Genomic DNA, 18,418 nt, shown 5'->3' with positions numbered 1-18,418 from the left:
GCATAAATCTGTTTACGCAATCGGATTGATGTCCTAAAGTGCACATCAGCAAGAGTTCTCAGGAGCGCGAACATGGCCAAAGTGATCGATTTTCAAACCGACCCTTCCCGCTACCGTCATTGGCGGGTCGAGTATGATGGCGAGGTCGCCAATCTGTTCATGGATGTGGACGAGAACGGCGGGCTGTTCGATGGCTATCAGCTCAAGCTGAACTCCTACGATCTGGGCGTCGATATCGAACTGGCCGACGTCGTGCAGCGGATGCGCTTCGAACACCCCGAGGTGAAGGTGGTGGTGATGCAGTCGGGCAAGGACAAGGTGTTCTGCGCCGGTGCCAATATCCGCATGCTGGGCGGCGCCAGCCACGCGCACAAGGTGAACTTCTGCAAATTCACCAACGAGACCCGCAACACCTTTGAGGCGGCGGAAGAGGACTCCGGCCAGAAATACGTGGCGGCGGTCAAGGGCGCCTGCGCCGGTGGCGGTTACGAGCTGGCCCTGGCCTGCAACTATATCATGCTGACCAACGACAGCTCCTCCTCGGTGGCGCTGCCCGAAGTGCCGCTGCTGGCGGTGCTGCCCGGCACCGGCGGGCTGACCCGGGTCACCGACAAGCGCAAGGTGCGCCGCGATCTGGCCGATGTCTTCTGCTCGGTCGAGGAAGGGGTGAAGGGCCAGCGTGCCGTCGACTGGCGGCTGGTGGACGAGGTGGTGCCGAACTCCAAGTTCGACGCCGCGGTGCAGGAGCGTGCCAAGGAATTCGCGGCACAGTCGACCAAGGTCTCCGGCGCCACCGGCATCGCGCTGAAGCCGCTGGACCGCCGTTTCGGCGACGACAGCATCACCTATTCTCTGGTCGAGGTGAGCATCGATCGCGACGGCCGCAAGGCGACCATCACGCTGTCCGGCCCGGATGCCGAGGCGCCGGCGTCGATGGAGGAGGTGCAGGCGCAGGGCAGCGACGGATATATGCTGCGGCTGGCGCGCGAACTGGACGATGCAATCCTGCATCTGCGGCTGAACGAACGCGAGATCGGCCTGCTGGCCTTCGCCAGCCAGGGCGATCCGGAAAAGCTGATCGCGCATGAAAAGCTGCTGATGGACAATGCCGATCACTGGCTGGCCAACGAGATCCTGAAATACTGGAAACGGGTGCTGAAACGGGTCGATCTGACCTCGCGCTCGATGGTGGCGATGGTCGAGCACGGCAGCTGTTTTGCCGGGGTCCTGGCCGAGCTGCTCTGGGCCTGCGACCGCAGCTACATGATGCTGGAGGAGTTCGAGGGCGACAACCGGCCGCTGGCCACCGTGACGCTGACGCCGGCCAACTTCGGTCTCTATCCGATGAGCAACGATCTGAGCCGGCTGGAGACCCGGTTCCTCGGCGCGCCGGAAGCGGTCGAGGCGCTGAAGGAGAAGATCGGTGAGCCACTGGAGGCCGACGAGGCCGACAAGCTGGGGCTGATCACCTATGCCTTCGACGATATCGACTGGGAAGACGAGGTGCGCATCTTCATGGAGGAACGCGCCAGCTTCAGCCCCGATGCGATGACCGGGATGGAGGCGAACCTGCGTTTCGCCGGTCCCGAGACGATGGAAACCCGGATCTTCGGCCGCCTGACGGCCTGGCAGAACTGGATCTTCCAGCGCCCGAACGCGGTGGGCAAGGACGGGGCGCTGCAGCGCTACGGCACCGGCATCCGCGGCGATTACAATATGGAACGGGTCTGACCGGCCGATGGGCGCGCGGATGTCGCGCGCCCGCTGTTTTTGAGGGAGAGGATGAATGCTCGATCTGATCAATGTCAGCTATGACACGCAAATTCCCAACAACGTCGGGCTCAGCTCGGACAAGCGGGTTCTGAAGGCGCTGGAAAAATGGCACCCCGGTTATATCAACTGGTGGTCGGACCTGATCCCGCAGAATTTCCAGCAGTCGCTGGTCTATCTGCGCACTGCCGTTTCGGTCGACCCCAAGGGCTGGGCCAAGTTCGACTATGTCAAGATGCCGGAATACCGCTGGGGCGTCCTGCTGGCACCGCAGGTCGAGGGGCGCACGATCCCCTGCGGCGAGCATTTCGGCGAGCCCGCCTGGCAGGAGGTTCCCGGTGAATACCGCAACCTGCTGAAACGGCTGATCGTGATCCAGGGCGATACTGAGCCCGCGTCGGTCGAACAGCAGCGATTCCTGGGCCTGACGGCACCGTCGCTCTACGACATGCGCAACCTGTTCCAGGTCAATGTGGAGGAAGGCCGCCACCTCTGGGCGATGGTCTATCTGCTGCACAAGTACTTCGGCCGCGACGGTCGCGAAGAGGCGGACGATCTGCTGCTGCGCTCGTCCGGCTCGGAAGAGGCGCCGCGGATGCTGGGGGCCTTCAATGAGGAAACGCCGGACTGGCTGTCCTTCTTCATGTTCACCTATTTCACCGACCGCGACGGCAAGATGCAGCTGGAAAGCCTGGCGCAATCGGGTTTCGACCCGCTGAGCCGCACCTGCCGCTTCATGCTGACCGAAGAGGCGCACCACATGTTCGTGGGCGAAACCGGGGTCGGCCGCACCATCCAGAAGACCTGTGAGGTGATGCAGGAGCACGGGATCGAGGATCCCTATGACATCGAGAAGATCCGCTCCTTCGGGGTGATCGACCTGCCGACCATCCAGAAGAAGCTGAACCTGCATTACACCCTGTCGCTGGACCTGTTCGGCCAGGAGGTTTCGACCAACGCGGCCAATGCCTTCAATGCCGGGATCAAGGGCCGGTACATGGAGCATCGGATCAAGGACGATCACATGCTGCAGGCCGACACCTATACGGTGTGGGATTTCGAGGACGGCAAGGCGGTGCAGAAGGAAGTGCCGGCACTGACCGCGATCAACATGCGCCTGCGCGACGATTACACCCGCGATGCGCAGGGTGGCGTGACCCGCTGGAACAAGATCATCGAGAAATACGGCGTCGCTTTCGAGATGAAGCTGCCGCATGAGTCCTTCAACCGCAAGATCGGCGTCTTCGCCGAGAAGCTGTTCAACCCCGAGGGCCAGCTGGTCAGCGGCGCCGAATACGATGCCGGCGTCACCGAATGGCTGCCGACCCACGCCGATGGCGATTTCATCCAGTCGCTGATGAAGCCCTGCACCGAGCCGGGCCAGTATGCCAGCTGGATCGCGCCGCCGAAGGTCGGGATCGACAACAAGCCCGGCGACTTCGAATACGTCAAGCTGCACATGGCTTGATCAAAGGTGCCGAACCTTTCGGCTCGGGGCGGGCTGCCCCGGGCCGGACCCCCGCGCTCCGCCAAGGCGATTTTGCCGTGATGGTCCGGGATGTGGTAGAGTAGGAATCGGAAGTGCTTTTTCCGGGATCCGGTCTGCCAGTCCGGTTCGACACAAAACCCACGCAAGACGGAGCATCTGCCATGAACATCAGCAGGTCCAAATCCGAAACGCCCCGTTTGAACGCCCTGTCGGTTGAGATTTCTCAGCTCAACGGGCCCTGCGTCGGCTGCGAAAATTGTGTCGGCCTCTGCATGGCGCTGATCGACGCTCTGGTGGTGCCAGAGGTGATCCTGAGCAAAAAGCGCGAGACTCCATGAATAAACCGCTGAAACAGCATCTGATCGACCCTGAAATCTGCATTCGCTGCTACACCTGCGAAATGACCTGCCCGGTTGAGGCGATCGAACATGACGACAACAACGTCGTGGTCGATGCGGAGAAGTGCAATTTCTGCATGGATTGCATCCCGGTCTGCCCCACAGGCTCCATCGACGAGTGGCGGGTGGTGAACGAGCCCTATTCGCTGGAGGCGCAGTTCGACTGGGACGAACTGCCGGCGCAGGAAGAGATCGAGACCGCCGGCGGCGAGGCGGAAACCGGGCTGGAGGCGCTCGACGACGCGATGGCGGCGCTGCTGGCCGAGGCGCATGCCGGGGCCGGCGGCAAGGCCAAGGCCCCGGCCAGTGCCTCCAAGCCGACGATCAACATGTACAACCTGTCGAAGCCCGCGGTGGCGACGGTGCAGGGCAACTATCGGCTGACGGCGGAAGGCGCCGACACCGATGTGCGTCACATCATCCTGGATCTGGGCGGGCTACCCTTTCCAGTGCTGGAGGGGCAGAGCGTGGGCATTATCCCGCCGGGGCAGGACGCCGAGGGTAAACCGCATCTGCCGCGGCTCTATTCGGTGTCGAGCCCGCGCGACGGCGAACGGCCGAATTTCAACAACGTGTCGCTGACCGTGAAGCGGGAAGACCGCGGGCTGTGCTCCAACTACGTCTGCGATCTGAAAAAGGGCGACAAGGTGCGGCTGACCGGACCCTTTGGCGCCACCTTCCTGTTGCCCGATGACCCGCAGGCGCGGTTGCTGATGATCTGCACCGGCACCGGATCGGCGCCGATGCGCGCCTTCACCATGCGCCGTCAGCGGACGGTCGGGGCCAAATCCGGCGGCATGGTGATGTTCTTCGGCGCTCGCAGCCCTGACAGCCTGCCGTATTTCGGCCCGCTCAACAAAGTGCCCGATGCGCTGCTGAAGAAACATCTGGTGTTTAGCCGGGTGCCCGGCCAAGACAAGGAATACGTGCAGGACCGCATGGTGTCGGAAGAGGAGGAGGTGGCCGAAATGCTCGCCGATCCCAACACCCATATCTATATCTGCGGGCTACGCGGGATGGAGGAAGGGGTGGAAAAGACCCTGACCAATATCGCCGAGAGCATTGGTCAGCCCTGGGGGGCGCTGCGCGACACCATGCGCGGCGAAGGGCGCTACCACGTCGAAACCTATTAGGACGGGCGGATGACGGAACCGGCCGCGGCGGAGAATCTGCCGCCCCCCTTCGAGCACAGCATCCGGGTGACCTGGGCGGACTGCGATCCGGCGAGGATCGCCTATACCGCCCGGCTGCCCTATTTCGCGCTGGATGCCATCGACGCCTGGTGGGATCACCACCTGGGCGGTGGCTGGTATCACATGGAGCTGGACCTGAACATGGGGACGCCCTTCGTCCACATGAGCCTGGATTTCCTGTCGCCGGTCACGCCGCGCCACCGGCTGATCTGCCGGGTCTGGCCGAGCCGTCTGGGGCAGAAATCCATCACCTTCCGGGTCGACGGGCTGCAGGACGGTACGCTCTGCTTCAAGGGGCAGTTCGTCAATGTCTTCACCGTGGCCGACAGCTTCACCTCGCAGGAGGCGCCGCCGCCGATCCGCGATCTGGTGCTGCCGCTGATCTGTCCCTGAGGCGCGGCAAGGCCGCAGAATACTGCAGGTTCGGGGCGGACGCGGCGAAACGCATTGATCCTTCCCCCTGCGGCAGTCTAGATTTGTGCAATATTTTTCATCTTCCGCCGTGGCATGACAGAAATCACCAACTTCCGAGGCGAAGCAACGCCGCAATCGCAGGCCACCCGGCTGGAGGCCGAAGTCAGCGCGTTGATTCAACGGGTCGGCGACCGGGTGCGCCGGGCGCGCGAGCGGCGCGGCATTCCGCGCCGGGTGCTGTCGGACATCTCGGGCGTTTCGCCGCGCTATCTGGCGCAGCTCGAGGCGGGAGAGGGCAATATCTCCATCGGTCTGCTGCAGCGCGTCGCCAGCGCGCTGGATCATCGCATCGAATGGCTGGTGGGGGAGGAAGACCCCTGGAACTCCGACGCGCTGCGGGTCGCCGACCTGTTCCGCAGCTCCAGCAGTGACGTGCAACAGGCGGTTTTGCGGCTGCTGAACCCCGAGCCGGCGGAAACCCTCAGGGCGCATCGGATTTGCCTGATCGGCCTGCGCGGTGCCGGCAAATCGACGCTGGGCGCGCTGGCGGGCCAGGCGCTGAACATCCCCTTTGTCGAGCTGAACAGCGAGATCGAGGAGCAGAGCGGCATGCCGGTGTCCGAGGTCATGGCGCTCTATGGTCAGGAGGGATACCGCAAGCTGGAGGCGCAGGCGATTTCGCGGATCATCGCCACCCATGACAGCATGGTGCTGGCGGTGGCCGGCGGCATCGTTGCGGAGCCGGAGACCTTCAACGCGCTGCTCGACCATTTCCACACCATCTGGCTGAAGACCTCTCCGGACGAGCATATGGCCCGAGTCCGCGCCCAGGGGGACGAGCGGCCGATGGCCGGCAACCCCGAGGCGATGGAGCAGTTGCAGTCGATCCTGACCAGCCGCGAAACTCTCTATGCCCGGGCGCAGGCCCAGCTCGACACCTCCGGCCAGTCGCTGGAAAGCTCTCTGGCGCAATTGCTGGCGCTGATCGAAGAGCGCAGGTTTCTGGGCTAAGCCATGGGCGCGCGCGCCTTGATCCTCGGGGCCGGGCCCGGTGCGGTCGGGCTGGCGCAGCTGCTGATGCGGGCCGGCTACGCGCCTGAGCTCTGCGAACCCGATCCGGATGCGGCGCGGCGGCTGGGCGATCTGCTGGCGCGCGCCGGCGTGGATCTGCCGCTGGTCACCGGCACCGGCGATCCGGAAGCGGCGGCCCTGGCCATCGAGGCGATGGAGGAAGAGGCGGGCGCGACCCGGCAGGCGCATCTGCAGGCGCTTCTGCACCGTTGCGACCCGGCGGTTCCGGTGCTGAGCACATCGCTGTCGCATCTGCCGGCCCGCGCCATCGGTTTCCGTCTGGCCGCGCCGATGCAGCTGCGGCCGCTGGTGGAGATCGCCGCCGGGCCGATCGCCCCCGCCGATCAGATCGGTGCGCTGTTCGCGCTGGCCCGGGCGATGGAGCGCCGCCCGGTCGCCGCCCCGGTGGGCCGCCCGTCGATTGCCAGCCGGCTATCTGCCCGGCTGGCGGGCACGGCGGAGCAGCTGCTGATGCAGGGGGCGATCCCGCATGAGCTGGACGAGGCGATGGTGGCACGGGGCTGGGATCTCGGGCTGTTCGAGGCGCAGGACCTGATCGGCCTGGCCGCCAGTGCCGCCATCCTGCCGCAGAGCGCCCGGCCGATCAGCAGCCGGATGGTGGCGGAGGGGCGACTGGGCAAGACGGCGGGCGTGGGCTGGTATCGTTATCCCGGCGGGGGCGGCGCGGTCATCGATCCGCTGATCGAGGATCTGATCCGTGAGGAGGCCTGGTTCGCCGAGGTGCCGCAGCGCCGCTGGAGCGGGCCGGAGATGTTGGCGCATCTGCTGGATGCCCTGCGGCGGGAGGTCTCGGAGATGCTGGCAGACGGCACCGCGGCAAGCCTGGCGGAGGTGCAGACGGTCTGCGCCGCGGGTCTGGGATTTTCCGGCGGGCTGGAGGTGGACCCGGCCGAGGGCTGAGCGGCGTCGCCCTCCGGGAGCATTTGGCGGGGATATTTGGGGCCAGAAAAAGACCGGGGCGTCGGCGGTCAGACCGGGGCGCGCAGCCAGCCATCGGCGAAGCTGACATCGGAGACCGCGGCGAGGCGGCTGATGCGGGTCAGTTCCGCCTCCAGCCGGGCCTGACGGGGCGCGGTCCAGCGCAGGCCCGGTTCGGGCCAGAGGGCGGTGACATGCAGCCGGTCGGCCTCCCGCTCGGCCTTCATGTCGATGCGCCCGACGATACGGTCGCCTTCCAGCAGCGGGAAGACGTAATAGCCGTATTTGCGCAGGGCGGCGGGCACGAAGATTTCGATCCGGTAGTCGAAGCCGAACAGCCGCAGCGCCCGGGCGCGGTCGCGCAGCACCGGATCGAACGGGCTGAGCACCCGCAGCCGTCCGGGGGGTGGCGCCAACGTTTCGATCTCTGCCATCACATCGGGGCGGGCGACGGCGCGGCGAGGACGGAGACCGGGGCCGGTGATGTCGACATCGATCAGCGCGCCGCGGGCGCGCTCGGCGTCGCACCAGGCTCTGGCCTCGGCCGGGGTGACCAGCGCCCAGAAGGCGGCGATCTCTCCGGCGGTGGCGAGGCCGAGCCGGTCGAGCGCGGCGCCGCAGGCCCAGTCGATGGTGGCGGCAGGATCGGCGGGCGGGGCCAATGCGTGGCTGTCGATCACCCGTTCGGTAAGATCGTAGCGTTTGCGAAACCCGTCGCGCCCCACCACCGTCAGCGCGCCGCTGCGCCAGAGGTATTCCAGCGCCGTCTTGGAAGGGTGCCAGTCCCACCAGCCGCCGTTGCTGCGTTTCTCTCCCTGCCCGACATCGGAGGAGGTCACCGGCCCGTGATCGCGGATGTGGCGCAGCACCGGGTCGAACTCGGCCTCGAAATCGTGCCGCTGCCAGTTGCGCCATTGCTGCTTCAGCCGCTCCGCATCGCGGGCGAAGCGCAACCGCCAATGGGGGAAGAACGCCATCGGGATCATCGCGGCGTCATGGGTCCAGTGTTCGAACAGCGCCCGGTCGACCTCGTAGAGCCGTTTCAGATGCGCCGGGCGATAGGCCGGTCGGCGGGCGAAGAGGATCATGTCATGGGCACGGGCGACGGTGGCGATGCTGTCGATCTGAACGAAGCCCAGATCGGCGATCACCCCGAGCAGATCGGCGCCCTTGCCGGGGCCGGCCGGGGCGGTGCCGAGCCCGTGGCGATGCAGGAACAGCCGCCGGGCGGCCCGGGTGTCGATCTGCGGCAGCGCCATGGTCAGCCGCGCTTCAGCGTGTCGCCGTAGCTGATCGTCGGGGTCAGGGTGATCAGGCTGTCGACCTCGCGCGGCGGGGTGTCGAGCCGGGCGGCGATGATGCCGGCAGCCTTGCGGCCGATCTCCAGCCGGCAGGCATCCATCGTCGCCAGCTGGCGGGGCAGCCCCTGCAGCAGCTCCACCCCGTTGAACCCGGCGAGCCCGATCCGGCCGGGGATGTCATAGCCCTTGTCGAGCAGGTAGAGCAGACCGCCGGCACCGATCATGTCGTTGGAATAATAGAGGAAATCCAGATCGGGCGAGCGCGCCAGCATCTCGGCCGTCATCTCCCGCCCCTTGGCCAGCGCCGAGCCACCGGAGTAGAAGGCGCGATCTTCGATCTCGATCCCGTGTTTGGCGAGTTTCTCGGTAAAGCCCTCGAACCGTTTCCGCGCCCGGTGATCCAGCGGCATCTTGGTGCCCATGAAGCCGATGCGGCGATAGCCGGCCTCGACGATGGCGCGGGCCATCTCGCGCCCGGCCCGGCGGTGCGAAATCCCCACCATCGCGTCCACCGGGCTGCCGTCCGTATCCATGATCTCGACCACCGGGATGCCGGCGGCCTTGAGCATGGCGCGCGCCGGGTCGGAATGTTCGAGCCCGGCGATGATCACGCCGGAGGGCCGCCAGGAGAGCATTTCGTACAGAACGCGCTCTTCCTTCTCGGGCAGATAGTCGGTGACGCCGACGACCGGCTGCAGCGGCGTGCCCTCCAGCACCTGGTTGATGCCGGTCAGAACCTCGGGGAAGACCATGTTCGACAGCGACGGGATGATCACCGCCACCAGATTGACCCGGTTGGAGGCCAGCGCGCCGGCGATCTTGTTGGGGACGTAGCCCAGTTCCTTCGCCGCGGCGAGCACCCGGGCACGGGTCGCGTCGGAGACGTCGCCGCGGTTGCGCAGCACACGGCTGACCGTCATTTCCGAGACGCCGGAAGCCTCGGAGACGTCGCGCAGTGTGAGCGGGCGTTTATTCTCAACCGTCACGGTCTGACCCTTTCGCCGGAGTGGAGCGAGCCTACCGCAGAGCGGCGATTGTGTTCAAGCGCAGAGGCGCCCGGATTGCGGACGGTAAGCCGGTGACAAGCCCTGCGTTCCGGTCTAAAGAGACGGCGGCGGCCCCGTGGCTCAACTGGATAGAGCAGCCCCCTCCTAAGGGGCAGGTTACAGGTTCGAATCCTGTCGGGGTCACCATTTTCGGCATGATGGTTTCCATTTGCGGGGCTTCGTTCCGGTTCGTTGACCCGAATGGGCCGAGGTTATCTCAAGTGAGCATATGGATTTTCGCAGGTGCTCCGGGCTGAATTTGACGATAATTCAATCGCGTTACCTTCGGAGTTACGTGCCCGGTGGGCGTTGTTGCGTAAATCGAGGTCTGAGTGAAGTTTCCCTTTTCCCAGAGAGAGTTATCCCACGGGCTCGGTGACGGGTAGGCCAAGGAGGGTGTCGCCGTTCAGGTCGGCGATACAGACCAGCAACTCAGTGACGTGTCGGTCGAAGCCGCTGACTGAGGATCGATTGTGCGCGGTCGAACGCATCCACGATGTCTGAACGATCGGGTTCAATCCCGACTACCTCTTCACCAGGGCCATGGCGGCCCCTCGGGGCCAGGTGCTGCGCTATCTTCCGAGGTCATCAGCCGCCGGATGCTGCACAGGGAGGGAGAACCGGGCTCATGGCCCAGCTCTCTAGCCCCATGTGTTTTCCATATGCCCGAGGATCATGCGGCAGAGCTCGCTCCCGGCATCGGCAAAGCCGCTGATGGCCGAGGAGTGGTTGCATCCGGGCTGGGGCGAGAGCTGCATGTCGTTGCCGCTGGCGGCCCAGGCGGCGCCGAAGTCCCGGGATTGACGCCAGAACTCATCGCTTTCCTCCGCGCCCCAGCTGATCAGCAGCGGCGGCAGATCTTCGCGCACCAGGAACATCGGGCTGTTGCGGCGGATTTGCTGGCCGGTCAGCTGGATCTTCGGTTGCAGCCAGGTCCACCGGAATGGTTCCAGATCGTAGAGACCGCTGATCGGATAGCCGCTCTTGACGATGTCGGCGGGCAGGCCATAGTCCCCGACCCAATCGGTGATCGCGACCATCGCGGTCAGATGACCGCCGGCGGAATTGCCGGTGACATGCAGCCTGTCCGGATCGATATCGAAACGCTTGGCATTGCGATAGACATGGGCCACAGCCGCCCGGCACTGGCGGGTGATCTCATCCACCGTCACCAGCGGGCAGACCTGATAGTCGATGATGAAGACGTTGACGCCGGCCTGGTTGAGGCCCTTGGCGATCCAGATATAGTTCTCCTTCCTGAGGCGGGCATCGAACCAATAGCCGCCATGGATGAAGATCATGGCCGGGCCGCCGGAGCTGGCCGGATAGAAATCCATCCGTTCCAACAGGGTCGGGCCGTAGGGAATATCGGCCTGCCGCTCCGTCAGGTCCTGTCTGGCGGCCTCTGCCAGAACCTGGCGCTGCGCGATGATCTTGTCGAAGGCCTTCGGATCGTCGAGCCTGGCTTCCGGGCAATATTCCCAGTCCAGTTCTTCCTGGCTGTTGAACTCACGATAAAGCGGCATGGGATATCCTTCGGAGAAGTTGGGCGGGCGAGGGTCCGGCCTGTGGAGACAGCGGAGGCACCGGAACGTCGGGCGGAGACATGGCCGCCCGGTTCACGATCGTAGCCGGGCAGCCGGGGGAACCCTGCCCCCGGGGCGGTCTAGACGGCAAGTCCCGCACGCGTGGTTACGATCTGGAGCGCCGCTTCTGCGGCTTCCGTGCCCTTCAGCACGAAATGTTGCCGGTAAATCGCGCTGTGGTGTGCGGTCTCCTGATAGTGGTGCGGGGTCAGCGACACCGAGAGGATGGGGACACCAGTTTCCAGACCGGCCTGCATCAATCCCGTGACGACGGCCTGTGCAACGAAATCGTGCCGGTAGATGCCGCCATCAACGACGAAGGCGGCCGCGACAACGGCACCATATCGGCCGGAGCGGGCCAGATCGCGCGCCACCAGGGGCATTTCAAACGCACCCGGAACATCGAAGACATCGACATCCGCTTCGGGTATCTTCTGCAAGAAGCCCACCAGGGCCTGGTCAACGATATCTGCGTGCCAGCCCGCCTTGATGAAGGCGTATCGGGTGTTTGACATGGCAAATTCCTGTCATCGGGTTGTGGTTGGGGACGGCGATCTGATCTGTGCCAGTGTCGCGGCGCCAATCCGGTCGCCGGGCGGGTCAGTCCCGGCATGGTCGGGGCGTCCTTACCGGCCACGGCAGGGTTCAGATCTCTGCAAGCGAGGCGCTGTCATAGAACTTGCCCGCCTTGTAGATCATCGGATCGACGTCGGAGATTTCCAGGTGACGCACGCGCGCGATGATGACCACGTGGGTCTTGGCGCGGAAACGCTCCTTGATCTCCGCCTCGACCGAGGCAGATGCCCCCTCGAGAAGCGGAGAGCCCGCGGGGCCGGGGTGCCAGGAGAGGCCGGCGAACTTGTCCGGGGCCTTGGAGGCGAACCTGTCCACGATCTGTCTCTGCACGTGGGAGAGGATGTTGATGCCGAGGTACCCGGCCTCGAACAGCGCCGGATAGGTCGAGGATGTCTTCTGGACGCAGATGACGACAAGCGGCGGGTCGAGCGACAGCGACATATAGGCACTGACCGCCAGCCCACGGGGCTGACCGGAGGCGTCCTGCACCGTCACCACCGTGACGCCCGAGACGAATTTTCGGTTGAAGTCCTTCAGCTCTTCAGCGTCCGGCCCGCTGTCGGTTTCATCGGTGTCGGCGGATACGCGGGCGCTCTCGAAGGCGGACCCCAGCCCGGGGGTGCCGAGGTCCGCGAGCATCTCGACCCCGGGGTCCCAGGAGACCCGCTCGCGGATAATCCGCCCGTCGCACAGCGTGCCGTGGACGGCGCCCTGGGCTTGCAGGGTCCGTCCGGTCGGGGGGACGTCGCCGAACGCCTTCGCGAAGGTTCCCGTGGCCGACCAGAAGATCGCGAAATCGTCGCCATCGACAATGATCGTCTCCACGGTCGTGTGCAGATCGGGGATCGCCGCCCGCATGGCGTGGATCTGCGCCTTCAGTTCCGCCAGTCCCGAACTGTGGCCGAGGCCTGCATTTTCCAGCGCGTAATCGGGGTGGACGATTTCGTCCAGGGCATCGATTTCTCCGCTGTTCCAGGCCGCGTCCCAGGCGGACCGCAGCAGCTCCTTGAAGTGCGACATCTGTTTTACTCCATAACTCCGTCCCGGGTTGTCCTGCGGTGGCTCCGCGTCGCTCGGGACGCGGCGGTAACCGCTTGCACCGCAGGCCTTTGGCGACCGGTCGGGGCCGCGCGTCCATCGCGCCGGTCAGCATGGGGCTATCCCCACACGGTTGCAGGCAATGGGCGCGGTCCCGACCGGCGGGGCGTTATCTCTTGGACAATTGCATGCCGCCAAAGCCCCAGCGCTCGGGCTCGATGCTGTGCAGAATGATCGTGGTGTCCTTGCCCGCTGCCTCGCCGAGAACCGAGGCGACCGCCTCGGTCAGCGCGGTGATCATCTTCTCGTTGAATTCTTCGTCTTCGAACCGTTTGGCGAAAAACTGTGCTTCGATGTGAGCCATGATGCGCTCTCCTTCTGTTTGGGTTGCTTGGGTCGGCGCCTGCCGGAAAACGCAGCTGCGGCAGGTGCGATGGTGCGATCGTCCGGATGTTTCAGAACGTGTGGTTTTTGCCGTCGAAGACCGCGCTCACGGATTCGTCGATGAAGATCCTGCTCATCGATTCCGCCAGCAGGGGCGCGCAGGACAGCACCTTGATCTTGTCGGGGGCGCCCGCGCGCAGTGGGATGGTGTCGGTGACGACGACCTGTTCGAACGGGGAGGCGGCGAGGCGGTCAAAGGCCGGCCCGCTAAAGACACCATGGGTGGCGGCAGCCAGCACCCGGCGTGCGCCGGCCCGCATCAGCGCCTCGCCCGCGGCGCAGAGTGTCCCGGCGGTATCGATGATGTCATCGATCACGATGGCGGTCTTGCCCTTCACATCGCCGATGACGCTGGTGATCTCGGCGACCTGCTGCTGCGGCCGCTCCTTGTCGAGGATGGCGAGCTTGGCCCCGATCTGGGTGGCGAACTGCTTGTTGAGCTTCACCCGGCCGGCATCCGGGGCGACGATCACCAGATCGTCGTCGAACCCGGCGAAATAATCACTGAGGATGCCGACGGCGGTCATGTGATCCACCGGGATGCCGAAGAAGCCCTGAAGCTGGCCGGCGTGCAGATCCATCGTCAGCACCCGGTCGACGCCGGTGGCCTCAAGCGCGCGGGCGACCATGCGGGCGGAGATCGGCTCACGCGGGGCGGATTTCTTGTCCTGGCGGGAGTATCCGTACCAGGGCGTCACGGCGATCACCCGGTGTGCGCTGGCGCCGACGGCGGCGTCCACCATCAGCAGCAGTTCGCAGAGCGAGTCATTGGCGTTGACGCCGGTTTCCGGGTTGCCGCACATCGGCTGGACGATGAAGACATCGGCGCCCCGGATCGATTCATCGAACCGGCTGTAGACCTCGCCGCTGGAGAAGGTCTTGTGCGTCACCTTCCCGAGTTCGATCCCAAGCCGCGCGGCAATGGCTCCTGCCAGCGGCGCGTTGGAGCGTCCGGAGAAGACCATCAACCGCTTCGAATACGGTCGCAGCAGGGTGTGCAGGGGGACTTCGGTGCCAGCGTCGCGGTGTGCGGAGCGCGCGCCGTTGATCTGCGTATTCGGGTTCACGATGGGCGACCTTTCGTGTCTGCTGTGGGGAATGGCGCGTGATTTGTCCGACTCACGGCTGCCCGCGATCGGCTGGCGTCAGGGCTGTGTCGATGGCGGGGGCATGTGGCATGCTGGTGCGGGCGCCGGCGGCCTCGACCGAGAGGGCGGCTGCGGCGACACCGCGGCGGGCCGCGGAGAGAAGGTCCTGCCCGGCGGCGAGGCTGGCGGCGAACACGCCGTTGAATGTGTCGCCGGCGCCGGTGGTGTCCACCACCGCCCGGGCGGTCTGCGCCGGGATCCGGGTGGTCACCCCGAAGGCATCGCAGACCAGGATCCCCTCGGCGCCCAATGTGACGACCACCGGTGCCCCGGTGCGGGCGGCGACAGCCCGGGCCGCGGTGTCCACCGGCGGGGCCCCGGTGCCGCCGAGCAGGCGGTAGACATCCAGCAGCTCGCCCCGGTTCGGGGTGAGGATCGGCGCCTGCCCCAGTGCCTCGCGGATGCCGGGAGCCGCCGGGGCCGGGTTCAGCACGCAGAGCCAACCGTTTGCCGTGGCGGCCGCGACCGCGTGGACGACCGCCGCCGCGGTGATCTCGGTGCTGATGAGCACACAGTCGGGCCAGCCCTCCGCCCGCGCGAACGCGGCGTCGACATCCCCGGGGGTGATGGCGGCATTGGCGCCGGCGGCGACGGCGATCTGGTTCTCTCCATCGGCGTCCACCACGATGAGGGCGGCGCCGGTTGCGGCCTCCGCCTTGATCGCGACATCGGTGACGTCGATGGCGTCATCCCGCAGATCGGCCAGCGCGCCGGTGCCGAGGGCATCGTTTCCGACCGCCCCGACAAAGCGGACCTCTGCCCCTGATCGCGCGGCGGCAACCGCCGCATTGCCGCCCTTGCCGCCGCCGTGCCGCTGCAGGTCCTCGCCGACGACGGTTTCGCCGGGTCCGGGCAGCGTCGGCGCCGCGACGACCATGTCGACATTCACGGCGCCGACCACCAGAAGCCGCCCGGTCATGACCGACCTGCCCGATGACGTCTCACTGCTCTCTGCTTCACGATCCCGGTTCCTTGTCTCAGGGGGCTGTATGTCCGCGACGCGGCGGGGTTATGCCTGCGCCGTCCAGGTGAGGATGGCCGCCCACAGACCGGCGTAATGCGGCCAGTCGAGGAACTCCTGCGGTGCCCAGTGGGGCGCGAGGTCGGAGGCGAAGGCGGCGGTCCGGCCCTGACCGTATTCGCCGACCACGAGCATCGGATCCTTGCCGGCCGTCGCCACCACCGTGGCATCCGGTTTCGCGATGAGCCTGTTGTAACCCAGCAGTTCGGGCCAATCCGCCGGCGTGTCGCCCAGCACCGGATGGTCGGGCGCGCAGACCTCCACCCCGACGCCTTCGGAGCGTTCGATGCGGTCGTCATGCGGCAACAGCGCGACCGGCAGCGGGGCGGCCAGCGGGCTCATGCCATAGCGGCCCTTGCCGTCGATCCCGGTGAAGGAGAGATAGCCGCCGATCATCAGAAACCCGCCGCCACGCTTCACGAAATCCGCCACCAGTTCGAGCCGGTTGGGCGATTTCTCGGACCGCAGGAAGGTTTCATCCGGAAGCAGGAAGGAGTTGGAGCCGATATCGGAGATGACGACGACATCGAAGGCGTCGAGCTCTTCCGCCGAGCGGGGGAACCGCAGGGAAATCTCGTGGCCACGGACGTAGGTGACATCGAAGCCGGCCTCATCCATGCAGCTGAGAAAGTAGCCTGCGCCTTCCTCGTATTCGGTTGAGTGGAACTGGTCGAAGCCCTTCATGTGAATTGTGTGCTTGATCCAGGATTCCCCGACGAAGAGGACTTTGATCGGCGATTCAGTGATGCTCATCAGCCTTCACTCCTTTGCATTGCTTACTTCGGTTTCTGTCTGTCTGCGGTGCCGATGAGCTGGCGACCCAACGCGTAGGCCTCCCGGATGTCGGTTCCCACATAATGCGTCGCCGCCAGCGCCCCGAGCGACGGCGACGGGTTGACCCCGACCGTGCGCGAGAAGGTCCGGAACAGGTCCATGTCGCTGGAGGAGTCGCCGTAGATCACGCAGTCATGCGCGTTCAGATTGCGCGCTGTCAGCGCGGCCTCGGTGATCGTCACCTTCGCCTCCGGCATCAGCGTGGCGGTGTCGCTGAGCGGCACCCCCGGTTCCACCGCCGAGCCGTAGGTTTCATGCGCGCCCCAGAGCTCCAGCATCCGGACGAAGAAGGTCGGCGACTGGGAGATCACGATGACCGCCTCGCCACGGGCATGGATATCGGCGAAGGTTTCCGCGATCCCCTCCATCCAGGGCGCATTGTGAAAGGCCGCGTGGAAATCGGCCGTGGTGGCATCGCGGCAGATCCCGAGGAGATTGGTCCAGAAATCCGTGTCGGTGATGTTGCCTTCGCCCCACAGCCTCTCGATCTCTTCGCCGATATCCAGCCGGCCCATCTGGCGGGCGAGTTCGATGGTGGCGGTGCTTCTCAGCAGGGTGCCGTCCATGTCGAAGACGTGGAGGCATGCCGCGGTGCCGGGCTTGGTGGAAATGCTCATGTGTTCAGTCTCTCTTCGGTTGCGGCCGGAGCTGGCCTCCGGTCGAGGACCACGGTCTTGTTCTCCAGGTAGGGAAGCAAGCCCGCGACGCCGCCCTCGCGACCGATTCCCGATTGCTTGACGCCGCCGAAGCCGATGCCGAAGTCCGCCCGGTTGCCGTTCTGGCCGACGGTGCCCGCCCTGAGGCGCCGGCTCACCGCGCGGGCACGGTCCACATCATGGGTGAAGACAGAGGCGTTGAGGCCGAACACGGTGTCATTGGCCAGCCGGATGGCATCGTCCTCATCCGCTGCGGCGATGACGGAAATGACCGGGCCGAAGATCTCCTCCTGCGCGAGGCGGGAGGCGTTATCGACATTGCCGAACACGGTCGGCTCGATGAACCAGCCGCGGTTCAGGCCCTTGGGGCGCTTGCCGCCGAAGGCCAGCGTCGCCCCCTCGTCCTGACCGATCCGGACATAGCCCTCGACCCGTTCGCGCTGACGCTGTGAGGCGAGGGGGCCCATCTGAACGCCGGCGTCGTAGGGGTTGCCGACCCTGACCCGGGAAAACCGCTCCGCCAGCGCCTCGAGCATGTCGTCGTGGCGCGGGCGGGGGACGATGATCCGGGTCAGCGAGGCGCAGATCTGGCCGGACACGAAACAGGCGCCGGCGGTCAGGCTGTCCGCCGCTTCGGCGATGTCCATGTCGTCGAGGATGACTGCCGCCGATTTGCCGCCCAGTTCAAGGGTGTAGCGCCCGATCCGTTCGGCCATGATGCCGGCGATCCGCTTGCCGACGGCGGTGGAGCCGGTGAAGGTGATCTTGTCGACCCGGGGATCGGTCACCAGCGCCTCGGACGCCACACGATCGGCGGTCAGCACGTTCACCACCCCCGGCGGCAACCCGATCCGGTCCGCGATCTCGGCAATGACATAGGCCGATCCCGGCGCCTCGGGCGAGGCCTTGACGACCACGGTGCAGCCGGCCAGCAACGCCGGGGCCAGCTTCCAGGCGGCCAGATGCATCGGGGTGTTCCAGGGGATGATCGCGCCGACGACACCGACCGGCTCGCCCACGATCATGCCGAAGCCCTGACCGGAGCTTGTGGGCACCTCCTGTTCGAAGGGGTAGGTCTCGGCCAGGTCGGCATAGTATTCGAACGCGGCCGGCACCTCTTCCATCACGGCGGGCACGATGCTGGCGATGACGCCGGTTTCGCGCGGCCAGAGCTGGACGATATCGTCGAACCGTTCGGCCATGGCCCGGGCGAAGGCGCGCAGGTATTGCGCCCGTTGCCGCGGTGGCATCTGCGGCCAGGGACCCGCATCGAAGGCCCGGCGGGCGGCGTCGACGGCGCGTGCGACATCGGCGGTCTCGGCCTCGGCAACGGTGAAATACAGCTCTTCCGTCGCCGCTTCGATCACGTCGATGGTGCGGGAGGTCGAAGGGTCGACCCATTGTCCGTCGATATAGAATTTGCCCGGGTTGGCGATGGGCAATTCGGTGGCGCTGCTGGTCATGGAATTCGCGTCTCTGTTGGGGGCTTGCGGG

General features: G+C 65.8%; 18 protein-coding genes and 1 tRNA gene. 8 read left to right on the top strand and 11 right to left on the bottom strand.

All coding sequences use genetic code 11. From position 1 onward, the window contains the following. Positions 1-72 precede the first annotated feature (72 nt). From boxC to QO033_RS04155, 7 genes are all read left to right on the top strand, one after another. The gene (gene boxC / locus QO033_RS04185) at positions 73-1,731 is read left to right on the top strand and encodes a 2,3-epoxybenzoyl-CoA dihydrolase (protein ID WP_284479674.1); all 1,659 of its coding nucleotides are present in this window, start codon (positions 73-75) and stop codon (positions 1,729-1,731) included. A 55-nt stretch (positions 1,732-1,786) separates the two neighbouring features. Continuing rightward, the gene (gene boxB, locus QO033_RS04180) at positions 1,787-3,238 is read left to right on the top strand and encodes a benzoyl-CoA 2,3-epoxidase subunit BoxB (protein ID WP_284479673.1); all 1,452 of its coding nucleotides are present in this window, start codon (positions 1,787-1,789) and stop codon (positions 3,236-3,238) included. Between the two features lie 182 nt (positions 3,239-3,420). Further along, the gene (locus QO033_RS04175; protein WP_284479672.1) at positions 3,421-3,597 is read left to right on the top strand and encodes a hypothetical protein; all 177 of its coding nucleotides are present in this window, start codon (positions 3,421-3,423) and stop codon (positions 3,595-3,597) included. Then, on the top strand, positions 3,594-4,790 hold the full coding sequence (boxA, locus tag QO033_RS04170) for a benzoyl-CoA 2,3-epoxidase subunit BoxA (protein ID WP_284479671.1): 1,197 nt from the start codon (positions 3,594-3,596) through the stop codon (positions 4,788-4,790). The genes QO033_RS04175 and boxA overlap by 4 nt, the downstream gene beginning before the upstream one ends. A gap of 9 nt (positions 4,791-4,799) precedes the next feature. Then, entirely contained in the window at positions 4,800-5,243 is a 444-nt protein-coding gene (locus QO033_RS04165) for an acyl-CoA thioesterase (protein ID WP_284479670.1), read from the top strand. A gap of 114 nt (positions 5,244-5,357) precedes the next feature. Next, on the top strand, positions 5,358-6,275 hold the full coding sequence (locus QO033_RS04160; RefSeq protein ID WP_284479669.1) for a helix-turn-helix transcriptional regulator: 918 nt from the start codon (positions 5,358-5,360) through the stop codon (positions 6,273-6,275). Positions 6,276-6,278: 3 nt separating this feature from the next. Continuing rightward, a complete protein-coding gene (locus tag QO033_RS04155) occupies positions 6,279-7,256 on the top strand; it encodes a 3-hydroxyacyl-CoA dehydrogenase family protein (protein ID WP_284479668.1) in 978 nt (325 codons plus the stop codon). A gap of 68 nt (positions 7,257-7,324) precedes the next feature. On the opposite strand, the gene QO033_RS04150 is transcribed toward QO033_RS04155, so the two are convergent. Together QO033_RS04150 and QO033_RS04145 are read right to left on the bottom strand one after the other, a co-directional pair. Then, positions 7,325-8,533 carry a winged helix-turn-helix domain-containing protein gene (locus QO033_RS04150; RefSeq protein ID WP_284479667.1) on the bottom strand — a complete coding sequence of 403 codons (1,209 nt, stop codon included), beginning with the start codon at positions 8,531-8,533 and terminating at the stop codon, positions 7,325-7,327. 2 nt (positions 8,534-8,535) lie between these two features. Beyond that, positions 8,536-9,561: a LacI family DNA-binding transcriptional regulator gene (locus QO033_RS04145; protein WP_284479666.1), complete on the bottom strand. Its 1,026-nt coding sequence runs from the start codon at positions 9,559-9,561 to the stop codon at positions 8,536-8,538. 130 nt (positions 9,562-9,691) lie between these two features. On the opposite strand from QO033_RS04145, the gene QO033_RS04140 reads away from it, so the two are divergent. Next, positions 9,692-9,768, top strand: a tRNA-Arg gene (locus QO033_RS04140). 494 nt (positions 9,769-10,262) lie between these two features. On the opposite strand, the gene QO033_RS04135 is transcribed toward QO033_RS04140, so the two are convergent. From QO033_RS04135 to QO033_RS04095, 9 genes are all read right to left on the bottom strand, one after another. Continuing rightward, positions 10,263-11,147 carry an alpha/beta hydrolase gene (locus QO033_RS04135; RefSeq protein WP_284479665.1) on the bottom strand — a complete coding sequence of 295 codons (885 nt, stop codon included), beginning with the start codon at positions 11,145-11,147 and terminating at the stop codon, positions 10,263-10,265. A 140-nt stretch (positions 11,148-11,287) separates the two neighbouring features. Continuing rightward, entirely contained in the window at positions 11,288-11,722 is a 435-nt protein-coding gene (locus tag QO033_RS04130; RefSeq protein WP_284479664.1) for a 6,7-dimethyl-8-ribityllumazine synthase, read from the bottom strand. 130 nt (positions 11,723-11,852) lie between these two features. Further along, positions 11,853-12,803: a flavin reductase gene (locus tag QO033_RS04125; protein WP_284479663.1), complete on the bottom strand. Its 951-nt coding sequence runs from the start codon at positions 12,801-12,803 to the stop codon at positions 11,853-11,855. A 187-nt stretch (positions 12,804-12,990) separates the two neighbouring features. Beyond that, a complete protein-coding gene (locus tag QO033_RS04120) occupies positions 12,991-13,185 on the bottom strand; it encodes a tautomerase family protein (RefSeq protein ID WP_284479662.1) in 195 nt (64 codons plus the stop codon). 91 nt (positions 13,186-13,276) lie between these two features. Further along, complete coding sequence (locus QO033_RS04115) at positions 13,277-14,332, bottom strand: ribose-phosphate diphosphokinase (RefSeq protein ID WP_284479661.1); 1,056 nt, start codon at positions 14,330-14,332, stop codon at positions 13,277-13,279. Positions 14,333-14,384: 52 nt separating this feature from the next. Next, entirely contained in the window at positions 14,385-15,332 is a 948-nt protein-coding gene (locus tag QO033_RS04110; RefSeq protein ID WP_284479660.1) for a PfkB family carbohydrate kinase, read from the bottom strand. A 90-nt stretch (positions 15,333-15,422) separates the two neighbouring features. After that, entirely contained in the window at positions 15,423-16,187 is a 765-nt protein-coding gene (locus QO033_RS04105) for a glutamine amidotransferase (protein WP_284479659.1), read from the bottom strand. A gap of 23 nt (positions 16,188-16,210) precedes the next feature. Then, positions 16,211-16,885 carry an HAD family hydrolase gene (locus QO033_RS04100; RefSeq protein WP_284479658.1) on the bottom strand — a complete coding sequence of 225 codons (675 nt, stop codon included), beginning with the start codon at positions 16,883-16,885 and terminating at the stop codon, positions 16,211-16,213. Continuing rightward, complete coding sequence (locus QO033_RS04095) at positions 16,882-18,387, bottom strand: aldehyde dehydrogenase (protein WP_284479657.1); 1,506 nt, start codon at positions 18,385-18,387, stop codon at positions 16,882-16,884. The genes QO033_RS04100 and QO033_RS04095 overlap by 4 nt, the downstream gene beginning before the upstream one ends. Positions 18,388-18,418 lie beyond the last annotated feature (31 nt).

This window comes from Pseudodonghicola flavimaris (assembly GCF_030164425.1).
Taxonomy (GTDB): domain Bacteria; phylum Pseudomonadota; class Alphaproteobacteria; order Rhodobacterales; family Rhodobacteraceae; genus Pseudodonghicola; species Pseudodonghicola flavimaris.
Note: the sequence above shows the minus strand (reverse complement) of the source record. Positions and strands in the feature narration are given on the sequence as shown.

What these genes read in the sequence shown, in the direction of transcription:
- QO033_RS04175 (WP_284479672.1), top strand. Translation starts at nt 3,421, where the DNA reads ATGAACATCAGCAGGTCCAAATCCGAAACGCCCCGTTTGAACGCCCTG.
- QO033_RS04155 (WP_284479668.1), top strand. Translation starts at nt 6,279, where the DNA reads ATGGGCGCGCGCGCCTTGATCCTCGGGGCCGGGCCCGGTGCGGTCGGG.
- QO033_RS04165 (WP_284479670.1), top strand. Translation starts at nt 4,800, where the DNA reads ATGACGGAACCGGCCGCGGCGGAGAATCTGCCGCCCCCCTTCGAGCAC.
- boxA (WP_284479671.1), top strand. Translation starts at nt 3,594, where the DNA reads ATGAATAAACCGCTGAAACAGCATCTGATCGACCCTGAAATCTGCATT.
- QO033_RS04110 (WP_284479660.1), bottom strand. Translation starts at nt 15,332, where the DNA reads ATGACCGGGCGGCTTCTGGTGGTCGGCGCCGTGAATGTCGACATGGTC.
- QO033_RS04095 (WP_284479657.1), bottom strand. Translation starts at nt 18,387, where the DNA reads ATGACCAGCAGCGCCACCGAATTGCCCATCGCCAACCCGGGCAAATTC.
- QO033_RS04105 (WP_284479659.1), bottom strand. Translation starts at nt 16,187, where the DNA reads ATGAGCATCACTGAATCGCCGATCAAAGTCCTCTTCGTCGGGGAATCC.
- boxC (WP_284479674.1), top strand. Translation starts at nt 73, where the DNA reads ATGGCCAAAGTGATCGATTTTCAAACCGACCCTTCCCGCTACCGTCAT.
- QO033_RS04125 (WP_284479663.1), bottom strand. Translation starts at nt 12,803, where the DNA reads ATGTCGCACTTCAAGGAGCTGCTGCGGTCCGCCTGGGACGCGGCCTGG.
- QO033_RS04120 (WP_284479662.1), bottom strand. Translation starts at nt 13,185, where the DNA reads ATGGCTCACATCGAAGCACAGTTTTTCGCCAAACGGTTCGAAGACGAA.
- QO033_RS04135 (WP_284479665.1), bottom strand. Translation starts at nt 11,147, where the DNA reads ATGCCGCTTTATCGTGAGTTCAACAGCCAGGAAGAACTGGACTGGGAA.
- QO033_RS04150 (WP_284479667.1), bottom strand. Translation starts at nt 8,533, where the DNA reads ATGGCGCTGCCGCAGATCGACACCCGGGCCGCCCGGCGGCTGTTCCTG.
- boxB (WP_284479673.1), top strand. Translation starts at nt 1,787, where the DNA reads ATGCTCGATCTGATCAATGTCAGCTATGACACGCAAATTCCCAACAAC.
- QO033_RS04100 (WP_284479658.1), bottom strand. Translation starts at nt 16,885, where the DNA reads ATGAGCATTTCCACCAAGCCCGGCACCGCGGCATGCCTCCACGTCTTC.
- QO033_RS04160 (WP_284479669.1), top strand. Translation starts at nt 5,358, where the DNA reads ATGACAGAAATCACCAACTTCCGAGGCGAAGCAACGCCGCAATCGCAG.
- QO033_RS04130 (WP_284479664.1), bottom strand. Translation starts at nt 11,722, where the DNA reads ATGTCAAACACCCGATACGCCTTCATCAAGGCGGGCTGGCACGCAGAT.